The 17613-nt window shown below is 66.9% G+C and carries 12 protein-coding genes; 7 read left to right on the top strand and 5 right to left on the bottom strand.

The window, feature by feature from the left end; all coding sequences use genetic code 11:
* The 3 genes from VFW84_RS13450 to xdhA all read right to left on the bottom strand — a co-directional run.
* Window positions 1-609 (bottom strand): XdhC family protein (locus VFW84_RS13450; RefSeq protein WP_329680969.1); only part of this gene is annotated, 609 nt, incomplete at its 3' end.
* Window positions 606-2930 carry a xanthine dehydrogenase molybdopterin binding subunit gene (gene xdhB, locus VFW84_RS13445; RefSeq protein WP_329680971.1) on the bottom strand — a complete coding sequence of 775 codons (2325 nt, stop codon included), beginning with the start codon at window positions 2928-2930 and terminating at the stop codon, window positions 606-608. The genes xdhB and VFW84_RS13450, both read right to left, overlap by 4 nt.
* 41 nt (window positions 2931-2971) lie before the next feature.
* The gene (gene xdhA / locus VFW84_RS13440) at window positions 2972-4540 is read right to left on the bottom strand and encodes a xanthine dehydrogenase small subunit (RefSeq protein ID WP_329680968.1); all 1569 of its coding nucleotides are present in this window, start codon (window positions 4538-4540) and stop codon (window positions 2972-2974) included.
* Window positions 4541-4714: 174 nt separating this feature from the next.
* On the opposite strand from xdhA, the gene guaD reads away from it, so the two are divergent.
* From guaD to VFW84_RS13410, 6 genes are all read left to right on the top strand, one after another.
* Entirely contained in the window at window positions 4715-6052 is a 1338-nt protein-coding gene (gene guaD, locus VFW84_RS13435; RefSeq protein WP_329680967.1) for a guanine deaminase, read from the top strand.
* 28 nt (window positions 6053-6080) lie between these two features.
* Window positions 6081-7598: an ABC transporter ATP-binding protein gene (locus VFW84_RS13430; RefSeq protein ID WP_329680966.1), complete on the top strand. Its 1518-nt coding sequence runs from the start codon at window positions 6081-6083 to the stop codon at window positions 7596-7598.
* The gene (locus VFW84_RS13425; RefSeq protein ID WP_329680965.1) at window positions 7585-8646 is read left to right on the top strand and encodes an ABC transporter permease; all 1062 of its coding nucleotides are present in this window, start codon (window positions 7585-7587) and stop codon (window positions 8644-8646) included. The genes VFW84_RS13430 and VFW84_RS13425 overlap by 14 nt, the downstream gene beginning before the upstream one ends.
* Complete coding sequence (locus VFW84_RS13420) at window positions 8643-9578, top strand: ABC transporter permease (protein ID WP_329680964.1); 936 nt, start codon at window positions 8643-8645, stop codon at window positions 9576-9578. The genes VFW84_RS13425 and VFW84_RS13420 overlap by 4 nt, the downstream gene beginning before the upstream one ends.
* Before the next feature lie 72 nt (window positions 9579-9650).
* Complete coding sequence (locus tag VFW84_RS13415; RefSeq protein ID WP_329680963.1) at window positions 9651-10808, top strand: BMP family ABC transporter substrate-binding protein; 1158 nt, start codon at window positions 9651-9653, stop codon at window positions 10806-10808.
* A gap of 725 nt (window positions 10809-11533) precedes the next feature.
* Entirely contained in the window at window positions 11534-12580 is a 1047-nt protein-coding gene (locus VFW84_RS13410; protein WP_329680962.1) for an adenosine deaminase, read from the top strand.
* A gap of 4 nt (window positions 12581-12584) precedes the next feature.
* On the opposite strand, the gene VFW84_RS13405 is transcribed toward VFW84_RS13410, so the two are convergent.
* Window positions 12585-13430 carry a class III extradiol ring-cleavage dioxygenase gene (locus VFW84_RS13405; protein WP_329680961.1) on the bottom strand — a complete coding sequence of 282 codons (846 nt, stop codon included), beginning with the start codon at window positions 13428-13430 and terminating at the stop codon, window positions 12585-12587.
* 120 nt (window positions 13431-13550) lie between these two features.
* Here VFW84_RS13405 and VFW84_RS13400 point away from each other — a divergent pair, with 120 nt between their 5' ends.
* Window positions 13551-16145, top strand: coding sequence for an ABC transporter permease (locus VFW84_RS13400; RefSeq protein WP_329680960.1), 2595 nt, complete (start codon window positions 13551-13553; stop codon window positions 16143-16145).
* On the opposite strand, the gene VFW84_RS13395 is transcribed toward VFW84_RS13400, so the two are convergent.
* Entirely contained in the window at window positions 16146-17570 is a 1425-nt protein-coding gene (locus VFW84_RS13395) for a methyl-accepting chemotaxis protein (RefSeq protein WP_329680959.1), read from the bottom strand. It abuts the gene before it with no gap.
* Window positions 17571-17613: the final 43 nt, after the last annotated feature.

Raw genomic sequence — 17613 nt, 5'->3', positions numbered from 1 at the left:
GCGGCTGCCCCAGGGCGCCCGGGCCGCTTCGGTGGCGGCATCTTCCGTCTGCAGGCAGTCGATGTGGGCCGGCAGGGCGGCGCGTTCGGCGCCCGAGGGCAGGCCCAGCGCGGCCCGGTCGCCCGGCGGCAGGTCGGCGTCGTCCAGACGCTGGTCGATCCAGCGCACACGGCAGTCGATGTCACCCAGCAGCTTGATCACGGCCTGGCCCACGTGACCGGCACCATGCAGGTCCAGCTGGAAGCGGCAGGGCGGTGCGGGCCATTGCGCCAGGGTATCGGCGTTCAAGGGGTCAAAGCGCAGCACGACCACGCCGCCACAGCATTGACCTAGGGTGGGGCCCAGGGGGAAGGTGTGTTGCCAGGGGGTGATGCGCCCCGCAGCCTCGCGCAGCGCATGGCGCGCCATGCCGATGGCCTGCCACTCCAGATGACCGCCGCCAATGGTGCCCAGGGCCTCGCTGGCGGACACCAGCATGCGGGCGTCGGTGGCGCGGGGTGTGGAGCCTTTGATGTCGGCCACCTGCACCACGATGGCAGGCTCGGGCTGCGTGGCCAGCAGCCAGCGGCGTGCCGCCTGATGCAGGGCCTGGGCCGTGGGCGTGCTCATGAGGTCTTGACGGCCTGGATGGCCGAGAGAATGGCCTCGGGCGTGGCGGGGGCCCGCAAAGGCGGGTCCACACGGTGCGCGCTGACGCTGGAGATGGCGTCCCGGATGGCAAAGAACACCGAGAAGGGCAGCAAGAGAGGCGGCTCGCCCACGGCCTTGGAGCGGTAGACCGAGTCGGACACGTTCTGGTTCTCGAACAGTTTCACGCGGAAATCCGCCGGGCAGTCGCTGGCCGTGGGGATCTTGTAGGTCGAGGGGGCGTGGGTCATCAGCTTGCCGCTGCTGGGGTGCCACCAGAGCTCTTCGCTGGTCAACCAGCCCATGCCCTGGATGAAGGCGCCTTCGACCTGGCCGATGTCGATGGCCGGGTTGATGGAGCGGCCCACATCGTGCAGCACATCGGCGCGCAGCACGCGCATCTCGCCCGTGAGAGTGTCGACCAGGACCTCGCTGACCGCCGCGCCATAGGCGTAGTAGTAGAAGGGGTGGCCCTGCATGGTCTCGCGGTTCCAGTGCAGATCGGGGGTGGCATAAAAGCCGTCCGACCACAGCTGGACCCGGCCCAGGTAGGCGGCGCTGACCACCTGCTCGAAGCTCAGGTGCTGAGTGCCCACCTGCACCTGGTCCTGCGCAAAGCGGATGGATTCGGGTGGCACCTGGTGCGTTGCGGCCAGGAAGGTGGTGAGCCGATCGATGAGGGTTTGCGCGGCGGCCTGGGCCGCCTTGCCATTGAGGTCCGTGCCGGTGGATGCCGCCGTGGCCGAGGTGTTGGCCACCTTGTGGGTGTCGGTGGCCGTGACGCGAACGCGCTGCAGGCCCACCCCCAGGGTCTGCGCCACCATCTGGGCTACCTTGGTGTTGAGGCCCTGGCCCATCTCTGTGCCGCCATGGTTGACCAGCACGCTGCCATCGCTGTAGATGTGCACCAGGGCGCCGGCCTGATTGAGGTGAACCACATTGAAGGAGATACCGAACTTGAGCGGCGTGAGCGCCAGGCCTTTCTTGAGCACGGGGCTGCCCGCGTTGAAGGCCGCCACGGCCTGGCGGCGCGCCCGGTAGTCGGCGCTGACCACCAGTTCGTCGATCAGGGGGCGCAGCACATTGTCATGGATCACCTGCCCGTAGGGGGTGACGTTATGGGCATCGGTGCCGTAGAGGTTGTCCAGGCGCACATCCAGCGCATCGCGTCCCAGTCGGCGGGCGATGGTGTCGATGGCGTACTCGATGGCAAAGGCGCCCTGGGGGCCGCCAAAGCCCCGAAAGGCTGTGTTGCTCTGCGTGTTGGTGCGTGCGCAGTAGCCGTGCAAGTCCACATGGGGCAGCCAGTAGGCATTGTCGAAGTGGCACAGCGCCCGGGCCATCACCGGGGCTGACAGGTCGGCGGAGAAGCCCGCGCGGGCGACCAGTTCGGCTTGGGCTGCCAGGATGCGGCCCTGATCGTCGTGCCCCAGGTCGATTTTTGTCTCGAAGCAGTGCCTGCGGCCGGTGATCATGATGTCGTCATCACGGTCCAGGCGCAGCTTGACGGGGCGCTGGTGCTTGCGGGCGGCAAAGGCGGCCACACAGGCAAAGAGGGCCGATTGCGATTCCTTGCCACCGAAGCCGCCCCCCATGCGGCGGCACTCAATCTGCACCTGGTGGGCGTGCAGGCCCAGGGTGTGGGCCACGACGTGCTGCATCTCGCTGGGGTGCTGGGTGGAGCAGTACACCAACATACCCTGGTCCTCGCGGGGCAGGGCATAAGAGACGTGGCCTTCCAGGTAAAAGTGCTCCTGCCCACCCAGTTGGACACGCACGTGCAACCGGTGTGGCGCCTGGGCCAGGGCCTGGGCGGCATCCCCCCGCTGCATGTGCATGGGGGGCACCACGTAGCGGGCGGCAGCGTGGGCCTCCTGCGGGGTCAGGAGGGCGGGCAGAGGGTCGATGCGGATCACCTGGGCAGCACGTGCCGCCGCACGACGGGCGCTGTCGCGGTCCGTGGCCAGCACGGCAAACACGGGTTGGCCCAGGTAGTGCACGAGCTCAGCGGCCAGGATGGGGTCGTCATGCACCAGGGCGCCGCAGTCATTGACGCCGACCAGATCGGCTCCGGTGATGACATCGACCACGCCAGGCAAGGCCCGCAGGGCGTCCGTGTCGATGCCCAGCAGGCGACCATGGGCCACAGGCGACAGCCCCAGGGCGGCATGCAGGGTGCCGATCACCTCGGGGATGTCGTCCGTGTAGGGCGCGCGGCCGCTGACGTGCAGGTGGGCGGATTCGTGGGGCAGGGGGCGACCCGCTTCACCCTGGGGGCTCGGGGTGGCGGTGCTCGCGGGCATGGGCATGTCGATGGGATGGTTCACGATGGCTCCCGGGCGTCTCAGGCCGACGCGGGCCAGACCTGCACCACCGAGGCGGGCAGGGCATCGCTGGGGCGGGTTTCCAGCCACCAGCGCTCCAGCAGGTTGCAGGCCACGGTCAGGCGGTAGTCGGCCGAAGCGCGCATGTCGCTCAGGGGCGTGAAGTCCTGGTGCAGCGCACTCTGGGCCTGGCGCAAGGTGGCTTCGCTCCAGGTCTGGCCGATCAGCGCGGCCTCGGTCAGCGGTGCACGCCGAGCCGTGGCGGCCATGCCGCCCAGGGCCACGCGGGCATCGCGGATGCGCTCGCCATCGAGGTCCAGCCAGAGGCCGGCACAGACGGCGGAGATGTCGCTGTCGCGGCGCTTGCTGATCTTGTAGGCCCGCAGGGACTGGCCTGGCGCCAGCAGCGGCACGCGCAGGGCCTGGACGAATTCACCGGGCTGCAGCGCGTTTTTCATGTAGTCCAGGTAGAAGTGGCTCAGGGGCAGGGTGCGGGTGTGCTGGCCTTGTCGCAGCACGATCTCGGCGCCCATGGCCAGCAGAACGGGGGCGCTGTCGCCGATCGGTGAGCCATTGGCGATGTTGCCACCCAGGGTGCCGGCATGCCGCACGGGGGGCGATGCAAAGCGCCGCCAGATCTCGCCCAGGGCGGGCACATGGTGGGTCAGGGTGCTCCAGGCTGCTTCCAGCGAGGCGCCTGCGCCGATCAGCAGGGCTTGGGGGGGCTCCGGGTGCTCGCCCCGTCCTTCTTCAAGCACGATGGCCTGCAGTTCGTTGATGCGGCCCAGGTAGAGGATGTCGCCCAGGGACTGGAGCTGCTTGGTGACCCACAGGCCGACATCGGTGGCGCCGGCCACCAGCCGGGCCTGGGGCAGGGTGGTGCGCCAGTGGGCCAGATCGTCCAGGGTGCGGGGCGCGATGAAGCGCACTCGCCGATCGGGGTCGACCGCATCGCGGGCTTCGTAGATGAAGGGCGCAGGGTCGTCACCCAGGGCCTGCAGGGCGCCAAGTGCCGCGCTCAGGTCCAGCGGTGCGCGGGGCGCATCGAACATCCGCTCACCCGCCTCAAGGATGGGGCGGTAGCCGGTGCAGCGACAGAGGTTGCCCGCCAGGGCATCGGCCAGCTCGGCGCGGGAGGGGGCCTGCTCATGGCGTTGATAGACATCCCACAGTGACATCACGAAGCCGGGGGTGCAGAAGCCGCATTGCGAGCCATGGCAGCTCACCAGGGCCTGCTGGCAGGGGTGAGGCTGATCGCCGTTGAGGGCGCTGACATCTTCGACCGTGAACAAGGCCTGGCCGTCCAGCGTGGGCAGGAACTGGATGCAGGCATTGACGGTGCGCAGGCGCATGCCACCCGGTGCCGAGGTGTCGGGCTGCCCGAGCACGACCGTGCAGGCGCCACAGTCGCCTTCGGCGCAGCCCTCCTTGGTGCCGGTGCAGCGGGCGTGCTCGCGCAGCCATTGCAGCACCGTGGTGGTGGGGGGCAGATCGGCCACCTGCTTCAACTGACCCTGGTGCACAAAACGCACGGGGCGGGGCACCGCATTGGTGCAGTCTGTCGGGGGGGAGTTTGGGGGGGGATTCACACCTGTGCTCCAGCAAGCATCGTTCCAGCCACAGCGTACCGCTGAACAGGATGCCCGACACCGCAGCGATGTATTTTGTATACGATTGGCGCAACAGTTGCATGGCCTGAGGGTGTCTGCGGACAGGACGCCCTGCCCGATGAACTACCATGGCCCAGACGACGGAACGCCTGCATGCTTGACACTTCGATCGCGCCTGACCGTGATGCCCGCATCCTGCGAGGCGATGTGCTGGACCTGGTCCAGGATCCAGGTTTTGCCGCACCCGATGAGGGGGCTGGGCCGCGCTATCGGGTCGACCACCTGGTCCTGCTGGCCGGGGGGCGCATTCAGGCGGTGCTGCCTGCCAGCGAATCCCTGCCGCCCGAATGGCGGGGGGTGCCCATCGAGGATCACCGGGGGCGCCTGATCCTGCCGGGCTTCATCGACACCCATGTCCATTGCCCGCAGCTGGATGTGATCGCCAGCTTTGGCACCGAGTTGCTGGATTGGCTCAATACCTATACCTTCCCGGCGGAGCGCCGCTATGCGGACCCCCAGGTGTCGTATCAGGGCGCAGAGCGCTTCTTGCGGGCGCTGTGGTCCCACGGCACCACCAGCGCGGTGGTGTTCCCCACGGTGCACAAGGTCAGCGCCGAAGCCTTGTTCCGCCGTGCGGCCGATGCGGGCATGCGCCTGATCACCGGCAAGGTGCTGATGAACCGCCACGCGCCCGAAGGCCTGCTCGACGATGTGGATCAGGCCGAGCGTGACTGCCTGGACCTGATCGACCGCTGGCATGGCCGCGATCGACAGGCCTTTGCCGTGACGGTGCGGTTCGCGCCCTGCAGCACGCTCGAGCAACTGGCCATGGCAGGGCGCCTGTGCCAGCACCACGGTGGCGTCTACATGCAGACCCATGTGGCAGAGAACCGCGATGAGGTGCGCTGGGTGGCCGAGTTGTTCCCCGATGCACGCAGCTATCTGGATGTCTATGACCGCGATGGTCTGATCGGGCCCAGGGCCGTGCTGGCCCATGGCATCTGGCTGGATGACGATGACCGTGCGGTGTTGCGTGAGCATGGCGCGCAGATCGCGCACAGCCCCTCGTCCAACCTCTTTCTGGGCAGCGGGCTGTTCAACTGGCGTCAGGCCGAGGACGCCGGTGTGGCCGTGAGCCTGGCCAGTGATGTGGGTGGGGGCACCAGCCTGTCCATGCTGCGCACCATGCACGATGCCTACAAGATCCAGGCCCTGCAGGGGCAGCGCCTGACCGCCTGGAAGGCCTTGTACACCGCCACGCGCGGGGCGGCGCGGCACCTGGGCCTGGATGACGAGATCGGGCGTGTCGAGCCGGGCTTGATGGCCGACCTGACCATCTGGGATCTGGCTGTGGGCGAGGTGGCCCGCCACCGCGACAGCCTGGCATCGAGCTTGCACGAACGTGTCTTTGCCTGGATGACGCTGGGCGATGACCGCAATCTGGTCAGCACCCTGGTGGCGGGGCAGACACGCTACCGTCGCCCCGGTTGATCCGGCCCTGATCGAACACCGTGAACCCATGACCCACCGGCTCGAACTCAAGCACATCAGCAAGCAGTACCCCGGGGTGCGTGCCAACGACAACATCAGCCTGAAGGTCGAGCCCGGCGAGATCCATGCCGTGCTGGGCGAAAACGGCGCGGGCAAGTCCACGCTGATGAAGATCATCTTCGGCGCGGTCAAGGCCGACTCCGGTCAGGTCTGTTTCAACGGCCGTCCGGTGGTGGTCCGCTCCCCCCAGGAGGCACGTGCTCTGGGCATCAGCATGGTGTTCCAGCACTTCTCCTTGTTCGACACCCTGACGGTGGCCGAAAATGTCTGGCTGGGGCTGGACAAACAGATGTCGCTGGCCGATGTGACCGCGCGCATTGTCGACGTGTCGGGCGACTATGGGCTGGAGCTGGACCCCGCACGCTCGGTGCATTCGCTGAGCGTGGGCGAGCGCCAGCGGGTCGAGATCGTGCGGGCGCTGCTGACCAACCCTGAATTGCTGATCCTTGATGAGCCCACCTCGGTGCTGACGCCCCAGGCCGTCCACAAGCTGTTCGACACCTTGCGGCAACTGGCGCACCGGGGCTGCTCCATCCTCTACATCAGTCACAAGCTCGATGAGATCCGGGCCCTGTGCCATCGTTGCACGGTACTCCGCTCAGGCAAGGTCACCGGTGAGGTCGACCCGCGCCAGGAGACCAATGCCAGTCTCTCGCGCCTGATGATCGGCACGGATCCCCACGAGCTGGTGCGCAGCCGCCCCACCCTGGGTGAGGTGGCCCTGATGACGCGAGGCCTGGATCTGCCCCGTCAGGATCCCTTCGGTGTCGATCTGCGTGATGTGAATCTGACCTTGCGCTCGGGCGAGATCCTGGGCATTGCCGGGGTGTCGGGCAATGGGCAGCAGGCCCTGATGGCCGCTCTGAGCGGAGAGGACACGCGGGCGGCGCCGGGGCGCATCGTACTGTTTGAACACGACGTGAGCCGGGCCTCACCGCGTGCGCGCCGCAAGCTGGGCCTGCACAGCGTGCCTGAGGAACGCCTGGGGCGTGGGGCCGTGCCCACCATGAGCCTGGCCGACAACACCTTGCTCACACGCACGGACGCGATCGGCCCCGGGGGCTGGTTGCGGGTGCATGGCGTGCGGGCCATGGCGCAGGAGCTGATCGAGCGCTACAAGGTCAAGTCTGGCGGGCCACAGGCCCTGGCGCGCAGCTTGTCGGGCGGCAATCTGCAGAAGTTCATCATGGGCCGCGAGATCGATGCTGAGCCCAAGGTGTTGCTGGTGTCCCAGCCGACCTGGGGCGTGGATGTGGGCGCGGCCGCGCAAATCCGCGGTGAATTGCTGGCCCTGCGGGATGCGGGTTGCGCCGTGCTGGTCGTCAGTGAGGAGTTGGACGAATTGTTCGAGATCAGCGATCGCCTGATGGTGATGTCCCAGGGCCGCCTGTCGCCCAGCATCGATGTGGCCGAGGCCACGGTCGAGCTGATCGGCTCGTGGATGAGTGGCCTGTGGATGCAGGAGGGCGCGTATGTTCAAGCTTGAGCCCCGCCCGGCCCCCTCGCGCCTGCTGTCGCTGACCTCACCCTTGATCGCCCTGGTGATCACGGTGCTGATCGGTGTGGGCCTGTTCGTGCTGCTGGACAAGGACCCGCTGGCCGGCTTGCAGATGTTTTTCATCGAGCCGCTCAAGAGCCCTTATGCCCTGGCCGAGTTGAGCCTCAAGGCCACCCCCCTGGTGCTGATCGCGCTGGGCCTGGCGGTGTGCTTTCGAGCCAATCTCTGGAACATCGGCGCCGAGGGGCAGTTCATCATGGGCGCAGTGGCGGCTGGGGGAGTGGCCATGCGCGCCACGCCGGATACGGGCGCCTGGATCGTGATCGCTGTGCTGGCTGCCGGGGTGCTGGGAGGCATGCTGTGGGCGGGCGTGGTGGCGGCGCTGCGAGATCGCTTCAATGCCAGTGAGATCCTGGTCAGTCTGATGCTGGTCTACGTGGCCGAGATGTTTCTGAGCTACCTGGTCTATGGCCCCTGGAAGGACCCTCAGGGCTACAACTTTCCGCAGACCATCACCTTTTTGCAGTCCACCCGGGTGCCCAAGCTGATCGAGGGCTTTCGCATGAATGCCGGTGTGATCGTGGCCCTGGTGGCGGTGGCCGCCTTCACCGTGTTCTTGTTCCGCACCTACGCGGGCTTCCAGTTGCAGGTGGGTGGCCTGGCACCGGCGGCGGCCCGCTATGCCGGGTTCTCGTCGCGCCGGGCGCTGTGGACGGGGCTGCTCTTGTCAGGTGGCATGGCGGGCCTGGCCGGTGCGCTGGATGTGGCTGGGCCGCAAGGACAGCTCACGCCCTATGTGCCCATGGGTTATGGCTTTGCGGCCATCATCGTGGCCTTCGTGGGGCGCCTGCATCCGGTGGGCATCGTGCTGTCGGCGGTGCTGATGAGCATGTTCTTCATCGGGGGTGAGCTGGCGCAGTCGCGCCTGGGCCTGCCCAAGGCCATCACGGGTGTCTTCCAGGGGCTGCTGCTGTTTGCGCTGCTGGCCTGTGACACCTTCATCCATCAACGTTTGCGCTGGGTGGGCTCCAAATGACCGGTCTGACTGCGGATTCCCTGGCGCTGCTGATCGCCGCCACCCTCAATGCGGGCACCGTGGTGGCCCTGGCGGCCCTGGGCTTGCTGATCAACGAGCGCTCGGGCGTGGTCAATCTGGGGGCGGAAGGCATGATGCTGGTGGCGGCCGTGGCCGGTTTTGCCACCGGGGTACACACCGGCAGTGATGGGCTGGCCTTTGCCGCTGGTGCGGCCGCGGGGGCGGCGCTGGCCCTGCTCTTTGGTGTGCTGGTGATCTGGCTGAACACCAATCAATACGCCACGGGGCTGGCACTGAGCCTCTTTGGTGCTGGGGTGAGCGCGTTTGCGGGCATCCGCTACACACAGGAGCGCTTGCCCGAGCGCCCGCATTTCGAGATCCCTGTGCTGTCGGACCTGCCCTTTGTCGGGGTGGCGCTGTTCAAGCAGCATCCGCTGGTCTATGGGGCCATGGCGCTGGCGGCGGGGCTGGCCTGGATGCTGCTCAAGTCGCGTGCCGGTCTGGTCTTGCGCGCCGTGGGCGAATCGCCCGAATCGGCGCATGCCCTGGGCTACGCCGTGCGTCCCATCCGCCTGGCGGCCGTGATGACGGGCGGCGCCTTGTGCGGTGTGGCTGGGGCTTATATCTCGGTGGTCTACACGCCTTTGTGGGTGGAAGGCATGGTGGCGGGCAAGGGCTGGATCGCGCTGGCGCTGACCACCTTTGCCACCTGGCGCCCGGCACGGGTGCTGCTGGGAGCCTATCTGTTCGGTGGTGTGACCATGCTGCAGTTTCATCTGCAGGGGCAGGGCGTCGACATTCCCAGCCAGTGGCTGACGATGTTGCCCTACCTGGCCACCATCGTGGTGCTGGTGCTGATCTCACGCAACCCGACCTGGATCCGCCTCAACATGCCGGCGTCTCTGGGCAAGCCCTTCCATCCGGGTGCCTGAAACGGCATCATCCTTGCTTGTTTTTGTATACCGTTTTTGTTGACACGCTGTTTTTCACACCTTGGAGATGCCATGAGTTCTGATTTGTCCAAGCGCACCTTGCTCAAGATGGCTGGCTGGACCAGCCTGGCCGTGACCGCCGCCCTGGTGGGTTGTGGCAAGAAGGAGGAGGCCCCCGCGGCTGCGTCCGAGGCGGCATCTGCCGCCTCCGTGGCCGCCACAGGCCCGCTGAACATTGCCTTTGCCTACGTGGGCCCGGTGGGCGATGCAGGCTGGACCTACGCCCACGATCAGGGGCGTCAGGCCATCGAGAAGGAATTCGGCGACAAGGTCAAAACCAGCTTTGTCGAGAAGGTGCCCGAGGGGCCCGAGGCCGAGCGCGTGATCCGTGATCTGGTGGGACAGGGCAATACCCTGATCTTCGGCACGACCTTCGGCTACATGGAGCCCATGCTCAAGGTGGCGGCCGACAGCCCGACCGTGAAGTTCGAACACGCCACGGGCTACAAGACGGCCGAGAACATGCGCACCTATGACTCGCGCACCTATGAAGGTGCCTACATGGCGGGCGTGATCGCGGGTGGCATGACCAAGTCCAACACGCTGGGCGTGGTGGGCTCCATTCCCATCCCCGAGGTGATCCGCAACATCAACGCCTTCACCCTGGGCGCGCAGAGCGTCAACCCCAAGATCAAGACCAAGGTGGTGTGGGTCAATGCCTGGTTTGATCCTCCGAAGGAGACCGAAGGCGCGCAGAGCCTGCTGAACCAGGGGGCAGACGTGCTGTTCCAGAACACCGACTCCAGCGCGGTGCTGCAGACGGCCGAGAAGGCGGGCAAGTACGCTTTTGGCTGGGATTCGGACATGAGCAAGTTCGGCCCCAAGTCGCACCTGGCGTCGGCCATCATCAACTGGGGGCCTTACTACGTGAAGGCCACGCGCGATGCGCTGGAGGGCACCTGGAAGACGGGTGGCGTGTGGTGGGGCGTGAAGGAAGGTGCGATCGATCTGGTGTCGGTCTCTGATGCCGTGCCGGCCGAGCTCAAGACCAAGGTCGAGGGTGTCAAGGCTGGCCTGAAGGACGGCAGCTTCGTGATCTGGAAGGGGCCCATCGTGGGGCAGGATGGCAAGGAGGTGTTGGCCAAGGATGTGGTGGCGGATGACAAGTTCCTTGGCGGCATCAACTTCTACGTCAAGGGCGTGGATGGGACGGTGCCTTCCAGCAAGTGAGGTTTTGGGGGCGCTTTTGCGGGGAGCGTGGGGCGCGGGCCGAGGGTGCCTGTCGTCCGGGCTTCACGGGGGCGGTCCCGCTGCGCGGGACACACCTGCGCTGCTCACGTCGGGGTGGCGTCGGGGAACTCGCTTCGCGCCCACAGGCGCTGCGCTCGGACAACCCCGACAAGTCAGTTCTTGATGCGCGCTGCGCGCGCCCACCCCAACGCTCCGCTGCTCGGCGCCCCCGAGGCGCCCGGCCAACAGGCCCCCTCGGCCCTTGGGTCGCCCCACTGGTGGTGTGCGACGAGCCCGTGGCGGCATGCCATCCCTGGCGCGCTCAAGGATCGGCCACCTGTGCCATATCGCATCAGCCGCCGCATGCCCTGGCCCCTGGGCCTATGCATGCCACCAGCAGGGCGACCAAGGGCGGCGGGGGCCGGCAGGCTGGGCGCCTGTGTGGGTGCTGGAGGCGCGCAGGCGGGAGGCAGGCGTGCGCAGCACGCATCCACCACTGACCCGTTGGCGTTGTTTGAACGGAGCGCCTGAAGGGCGCGCAGTGAGTTCGCCAACGCTGCCTCTCGCCGAGCACCGCAAGGCAGTCCCGCGCAGCGGGACCACCCACTTGAAGCCTGGCCTGCCGGCCCCCGCCGACCCAGCCCTGCGCTCTCACGCCAAAACGCTCAAACCCAGTCGCATCCTTTGCTAGAGTGATGAGGCCACCCATCACCCCGATCCATACCATGACGCTGCCCTTCGCCTCCATCGCTGCCGATCGCCTGCCCGAGCTGCTTCAGGCCATGCCCAAGGCCGAACTGCACATGCACATCGAAGGCTCGCTCGAGCCCGAACTGATCTTCGCCCTGGCGCAGCGCAATGGCGTCGCCCTGAGCTACCCCAGCGTCGAGGCCCTGCGGGCAGCCTATGCCTTCACCGATCTCCAGAGCTTCCTGGACATCTACTACGCCGGCGCCTCGGTCCTGCTCAAGACGCAAGACTTCCACGACATGGCCTGGGCCTACCTGCTGCGCTGCCGTGACGAGAACGTGCGCCACACCGAGATGTTCTTTGACCCTCAGACCCACACCGACCGGGGCGTGCCCTTCGAAGTCGTGATCCAGGGCCTGAGCAGCGCCTGCCAGCGCGCCCACACCGAATTGGGCGTGAGCGCCAGCCTGATCATGTGCTTCCTGCGTCACCTGCCGGAAGAGTCCGCCCTGGCCACCCTGGAGCAGTCGCTGCCCTATCGTGAGCATTTCATCGGCGTGGGCCTGGATTCCAGTGAACGTGGCCACCCGCCCGAGAAGTTCGCGAGGGTGTATGCCCGTTGCAAGGAGCTGGGTCTGCACCTGGTGGCCCATGCGGGCGAGGAAGGTCCACCTGCCTACATCATCAGCGCCCTGGATGTGCTGCAGGTCGAGCGCATCGACCACGGCGTGCGCTGTGTCGAAGACCCGGCCCTGGTGCAACGCCTGGCGCGCCAGGGCACGGCGCTTACCGTGTGTCCGCTCTCCAACGTCAAGCTGTGTGTCTTCAAGACCCTTGCCGATCACAACCTCAAGGATCTGCTGGCCTCAGGCCTGAAGGTCACCATCAACTCGGATGATCCCGCCTACTTTGGTGGCTACCTGAATCAGAACTTCCTGGAAACCTTCGACGCTCTGAAGCTCGATGCGCAGGCCGCCTACACCCTGGCGCGCAACAGCTTCGAGGCCAGCTTTGCACCGGCGTCCGCCAAGGCCGCCTGGATCGCCCAGCTCGATCAGACCTTCGAGCGTTTTGCCCACTGAAGGATCAGGGCCTCAGCGCTTGCAGCAGACGGGCGGCTGAGGGGCCGAAGGCATAAGCATCCATGGACAGGCAGCCAAACTCGACATCGGCATGGATGCGTCGGGCATCGGGGTGCTGACCCGCAGCCCCGGCTGCGAAATAGAAAGGCCGCCAGTGTTCGTCGGTCGGGTGCATGGCCAGGGCATGGGGCGCCTGGGCACGCCAGTCCAGCAGGGCCTGCCAATTCAGGTCCTGCGCCTGCAGGTGCACCCAGCGTCGGAAGGCAGCGCAGTCACCCGCCTCCGGCGCATCCACCGCAGGCATGGCGCTTGCGAACACGCGATGCAGGTTGTGCGTGAGGCTGCCCGAGCCGATCACCAGCACCTGCTCATGGGCCAGCGGTTCCAGCGCCTGCCCCATGCGCAGCAATTCGACGGGCCCGGCCAGAGCGGGCAACATCACGGGGACCACCGGCATGGACACATCAGGCCACAGGTGCATCAGCGGCGTCCATATGCCGTGGTCCAGCCCCCCTTCGGGCACGCAGGGCATGGGGTGTCCACTGTGGCTCAGCAATTCGCTCACCCGCTGGGCGAGGGCGGTGTCACCGGGTGCGTTGTATTGCACCTGGTAGAGCGCCTCCGGGAAGCCTCCAAAATCATGGAGGGTGCCGTGCCGTGCGGCGCCCAGCACCACCGGTGTGCGGCTCATGCTGTGCGGGCTCATGATGACCACGGCGCGTGGGCGACCGAAGCATGACTCAAACACCGGCCCCAACTGCTTGAAAAAACGCTGGGTCGGGCTGTCCTCCACCGCGATCATGGGGGATCCGTGCGACAGATACAGTGAGGGCAGTGGGGCGGTATGCATGGCTTCAAGCGTGACCGGGCCCGAGTAGGCATACTGCGGGGCAAGTCGCCGGGTGAGCATATCGCCAGACGCCGTCTTTGGCCAGGGCCGTTGCACCTGGATGACATGAGGTGATCACACATGGGTTCGTGGGTATGGCAGCAGTTGTGGCGCGATCTGCGCTCGGGCACCTTGCGCTGGCTGTGGCTGGCCGTGGCGCTGGCGGTGGCGGCGCTGTCATCGGTGGGGCTGTTTGCCGATCGCATCGAGCGTGGCCTGCAGCGTGATGCCGCCCAGTTGCTGGGGGCCGACGTGGTGGTGGTGGGTGACCAGCGCCTGCCGGAGTCTCTGGCGCAGTCGGCCCGGCAGGCCGGTCTGCGCACCAGCACGACGGCGGTTTTCCCCAGCATGGCCCGAGCGCCCGACGCGCAAGGCGGAGAAACACGCCTGGTGGCGGTCAAGGCAGTGGACCAGGGCTACCCTTTGCGGGGGCGCCTGACCCTGGGGCAGTGGATGCCCGATGGGCGCCTGGCCCATGAACGTTTCGCGCCTGCAGGGGGGCCGCAGCCGGGCACGGTGTGGGTCGACCCCGGTGTGTTGCAGGCATTGCGCCTGAATGTGGGTGACCCGCTCTGGCTGGGGGATGCCTCGTTCACCATTGCCGCCGTCATCGCCACGGAGCCTGACCGAGGGGGCGGCTTTGTGAGCTTTTCGCCGCGCGTCATGCTCCATGCGTCCGATCTTCCGGCCACGGGTCTGGTGCAGCCAGCCAGCCGGGTGACCTGGCGTTTGTTGGTGGCGGGCGCACCGCGTGCCGGGGATGCAGCGGCCTTACCCGGACCTGCCCCCAGGGGCATGGGCGCGGCGCGAGACGATGCCCGCGTGAAGGCCTTCACTCAGCAGGCCCGTGACGATGCCACGCGGCTGCGCGGCGTGCGGGTCGAGACCCTGGACGACGGCCGTCCCGAGATGCGCTCCACCATCGATCGCGCGGGCCTGTTCCTGCGCTTGGTGGCTTTGCTCGCGGCCCTGATGGCGGCCGTGGTGGTGGCCATGGTGGCACGCGATTTTGCGCTGCAGCGACTGGATGACTGCGCCTTGCTGCGGGTGCTGGGGGTGTCGCAGCGCGCCATGATCCAGGCCTATGTGATCGAGCTGACGGTGGTGGCCCTGCTGGCTTCCTTACTGGGGCTGCTGGCCGGTGCCTTGTTCCATCAGGTGTTCGTGTGGCTGCTGGCCGATCTGGTCAAGGTGGATCTGCCCCTGCCAGGCTGGTGGCCGGTGATGCTGGCCATGGGCGTGGGCATGACCCTGACCCTGGGTTTCGGTCTGCCGCCCTTGTTGCAACTGGCGCAAGTGCCGGCCTTGCGCGTCCTGCGGCGTGAACTGGGGGTGCCCAAAGTGGCCTCCGTGTCGGTGCTGCTGGGCGGTGTGCTGGCCATGGTGTTGCTGTTGACCCTGGTGGTGCGTGACGCCAAGATGGCCGGCATCGCGCTGGGCGGCATGGCGGCGGCTGTGCTGGTGCTGGCGGGCATCGCCGCGCTGATCCTGGTCGCCGTGCGGCGCTGGTTGAACAGTGCAGCCGGTCGTGCGGCCTCGGTGGTGTGGCGTCAGGCCTGTCAGACCCTGGTGGCGCAACCGATGGCCACGGTCACCCAGGTGTGTGCCTTGTCCCTGGGTCTGCTGGCGGTGTTCCTGCTGATCCTGATCCGCACCGACCTGATCGCCAGTTGGCGGCAGTCCACGCCGCCGGACGCACCCAACCGCTTTGTCATCAACATCCAGCCCGATCAGGTCGAATCCTTCCAGAAGGACTTGCGCACCAGTGGCATCCAGCGATTTGACTGGTATCCCATGGCCCGCGCTCGCCTCATCGAGATCAACGGCAAGGCGGTCAAGCCCGAGGACTATGCCGAGGAGCGTGCCCAGCGTCTGGTGGACCGCGAGTTCAATCTCAGCCATGCGGCCCAGGCCCCCAGCCACAACGAGGTGGTGGCCGGGCGGTATGTGTCCACCAGGCACCCGGCTGGCGAACTGAGTGTGGAGGAGGGCCTGGCCAAAACCCTGGGCCTGAAGCTGGGCGATCGCCTCACCTTCGACATGGCCGGGCAACGTTCGGTGGGGCAGATCACCAGCTTGCGCAAGCTGGACTGGGCGTCGATGCGGGTGAACTTTTTCGTGATGACGCCTGTGGCACAGGCGCCCGATTGGCCGGTGACCTATATCTCGGCCTTCCAGGTGAAGGACGAGGGGCGTCTGGACCGGGTCCTGGTGGCCAGCTACCCCAACATCACCCTGGTGGACGTGAGCCAGTCGCTGGCCCAGGTGCAGCGTGTGCTGGACCAGGTCATCTCGGCGGTGGAGTTTCTCTTTGTCTTCACCCTGGCGGCGGGCGTGCTGGTGTTGCTGACAGGCCTGTGGTCGTCGCGCGAGCGGCGAGCCTCTGACTGGGCCGTGATGCGCGCCCTGGGTGCCAGCCGCAAGCATCTGCAGCAGGTGCAGACGCGGGAGTTGCTGCTGGTGGGCGTGCTGGCCGGTGGCCTGGCGGCTGTCGCGGCGCTGGCCATTGGCGGGGCGCTGGCATCCCAGGTCTTCGAGTTTCCCTGGCAGCCGCCCTGGTGGGGGCCTCTGGCAGGTGCAGCCGTGGGGGCGGCGCTGGTGTCGCTGGCGGGCTGGTGGAGTCTGCGCGGGCTCTTGCAGCGGCCTGTGCTGGCCACCTTGCGCCGGGCCGACTGATCAGCGCGCGCCGCTCAGCTGGAAGGTGCTGACAATGCTGGAGAGGTGATTGGCCTGTGCCTTGAGGCTTTCCGCCGAGGCGGCCGACTGCTCTACCAGCGCGGCGTTCTGCTGTGTCATCTGATCGAGCTGTGACACGGCCTGGGTGACCTGACCGATGTCATGGCTCTGCTCGGTCGTGGTGGCCGTGATCTCGCTGATGATGTCGGACACCCGCTGCACGCTGGCCACGATCTCCTGCATGGCACTGCCGGCCTCGTGAACGAGCTGGGTGCCCGATTCGACCTTCTCGGTCGATGCACCGATCAGCGTCTTGATCTCCTTGGCGGCCTGGGCACTGCGCTGTGCCAGCGAGCGCACCTCCGAGGCCACCACGGCAAAGCCTCGACCCTGTTCGCCGGCTCGGGCGGCCTCCACGGCGGCATTGAGCGCCAGGATGTTGGTCTGGAAGGCGATGCCGTCGATGACACCGATGATTTCATTGATGCGGTGGCTGGCCGTGTTGATCTCGGACATGCTCTCCACCACCTGCGAGACGATGCTGCCACCCCGGTGAGCCGCTTGGGCTGCGCCGCTGGCCATCTCATTGGCCTGGCGGGCTGAATCGGCGCTGTGCTGCACCGTGCCGGTCAGTTGCTCCATCGATGAGGTGGTGTGCTGCAGGCTGGCTGCGGTGGATTCGGTGCGGGCGCTCAGATCGAGGCTTCCGGCCGCAATCTCCTGAGAGGCTTGCGAGATGGTGTGGACCGATTGCTGGACGTCATGCAGGGCCTGACCCAGTTGGGAGAAGACCTCCTGCAGTTGCCGCGCCACGGGCGAGCTGGCCGGCAGGCGATTGACAGAGAGATTGACGCTGCCCTCGTGCATGGCGGCCGAAGCGATGCGCCGGAGTTCGTCACCCTGAACGGCGCCACGCTGCATGGCCACGGCGATGGGGATCTCGACCGCGGTCTGCAGCACCACGTAACCCGCGTGGATCAGGATGGTGGGAAAGTGGGCCTGAGGCAGGCAGAACACCGGGGCACCCGCCAGTTGCAGCCGATCGAAGGCGATGTGGTGCACTGCGACCAAGCCGGCCGCCAGCAAGATCGGGCGCCAGTCCCGGTAGACCAGCAGGAAGGCCAGCGTGACGAAGACCCCAAAATGGAACTCCACCATGCCCCGAGAGAGCTGGATGTGCAACGCCACCTGGCTCATGGCCACGGCGGCCAGCACGCAGCGAGTGAACAGGCTGCCCTTGGACAGCCCATAACTGCCTGCCGCCAGCAGGATCAATGGCAGAGAGATGCCCAGGGCCAATCCCATCTGGCCATATTCGTATCCGATGGCCATGGCGATGAGACCGTACAGACCGATCACGATCAGCATGGCCTGATCGGCATTGAGTCCCTGGGGCGTATTGACGTGGGTGGCAGATTGACTCATGACTTCCTTATCCTCTCGTGGCGCGGCGCACGCCCGGCGCCGC

This window comes from Aquabacterium sp., from assembly GCF_036279655.1.
Lineage (GTDB): Bacteria > Pseudomonadota > Gammaproteobacteria > Burkholderiales > Burkholderiaceae_C > Aquabacterium.
Note: the sequence above shows the minus strand (reverse complement) of the source record. Positions and strands in the feature narration are given on the sequence as shown.

Excerpts from the sequence above, each read along its gene's own strand:
- xdhB (WP_329680971.1), bottom strand. The coding sequence starts at position 2,930 with ATGCCCGCGAGCACCGCCACCCCGAGCCCCCAGGGTGAAGCGGGTCGC.
- guaD (WP_329680967.1), top strand. The coding sequence starts at position 4,715 with ATGCTTGACACTTCGATCGCGCCTGACCGTGATGCCCGCATCCTGCGA.
- VFW84_RS13430 (WP_329680966.1), top strand. The coding sequence starts at position 6,081 with ATGACCCACCGGCTCGAACTCAAGCACATCAGCAAGCAGTACCCCGGG.
- VFW84_RS13425 (WP_329680965.1), top strand. The coding sequence starts at position 7,585 with ATGTTCAAGCTTGAGCCCCGCCCGGCCCCCTCGCGCCTGCTGTCGCTG.
- VFW84_RS13420 (WP_329680964.1), top strand. The coding sequence starts at position 8,643 with ATGACCGGTCTGACTGCGGATTCCCTGGCGCTGCTGATCGCCGCCACC.
- VFW84_RS13415 (WP_329680963.1), top strand. The coding sequence starts at position 9,651 with ATGAGTTCTGATTTGTCCAAGCGCACCTTGCTCAAGATGGCTGGCTGG.
- VFW84_RS13410 (WP_329680962.1), top strand. The coding sequence starts at position 11,534 with ATGACGCTGCCCTTCGCCTCCATCGCTGCCGATCGCCTGCCCGAGCTG.
- VFW84_RS13405 (WP_329680961.1), bottom strand. The coding sequence starts at position 13,430 with ATGCATACCGCCCCACTGCCCTCACTGTATCTGTCGCACGGATCCCCC.
- VFW84_RS13400 (WP_329680960.1), top strand. The coding sequence starts at position 13,551 with ATGGGTTCGTGGGTATGGCAGCAGTTGTGGCGCGATCTGCGCTCGGGC.
- VFW84_RS13395 (WP_329680959.1), bottom strand. The coding sequence starts at position 17,570 with ATGAGTCAATCTGCCACCCACGTCAATACGCCCCAGGGACTCAATGCC.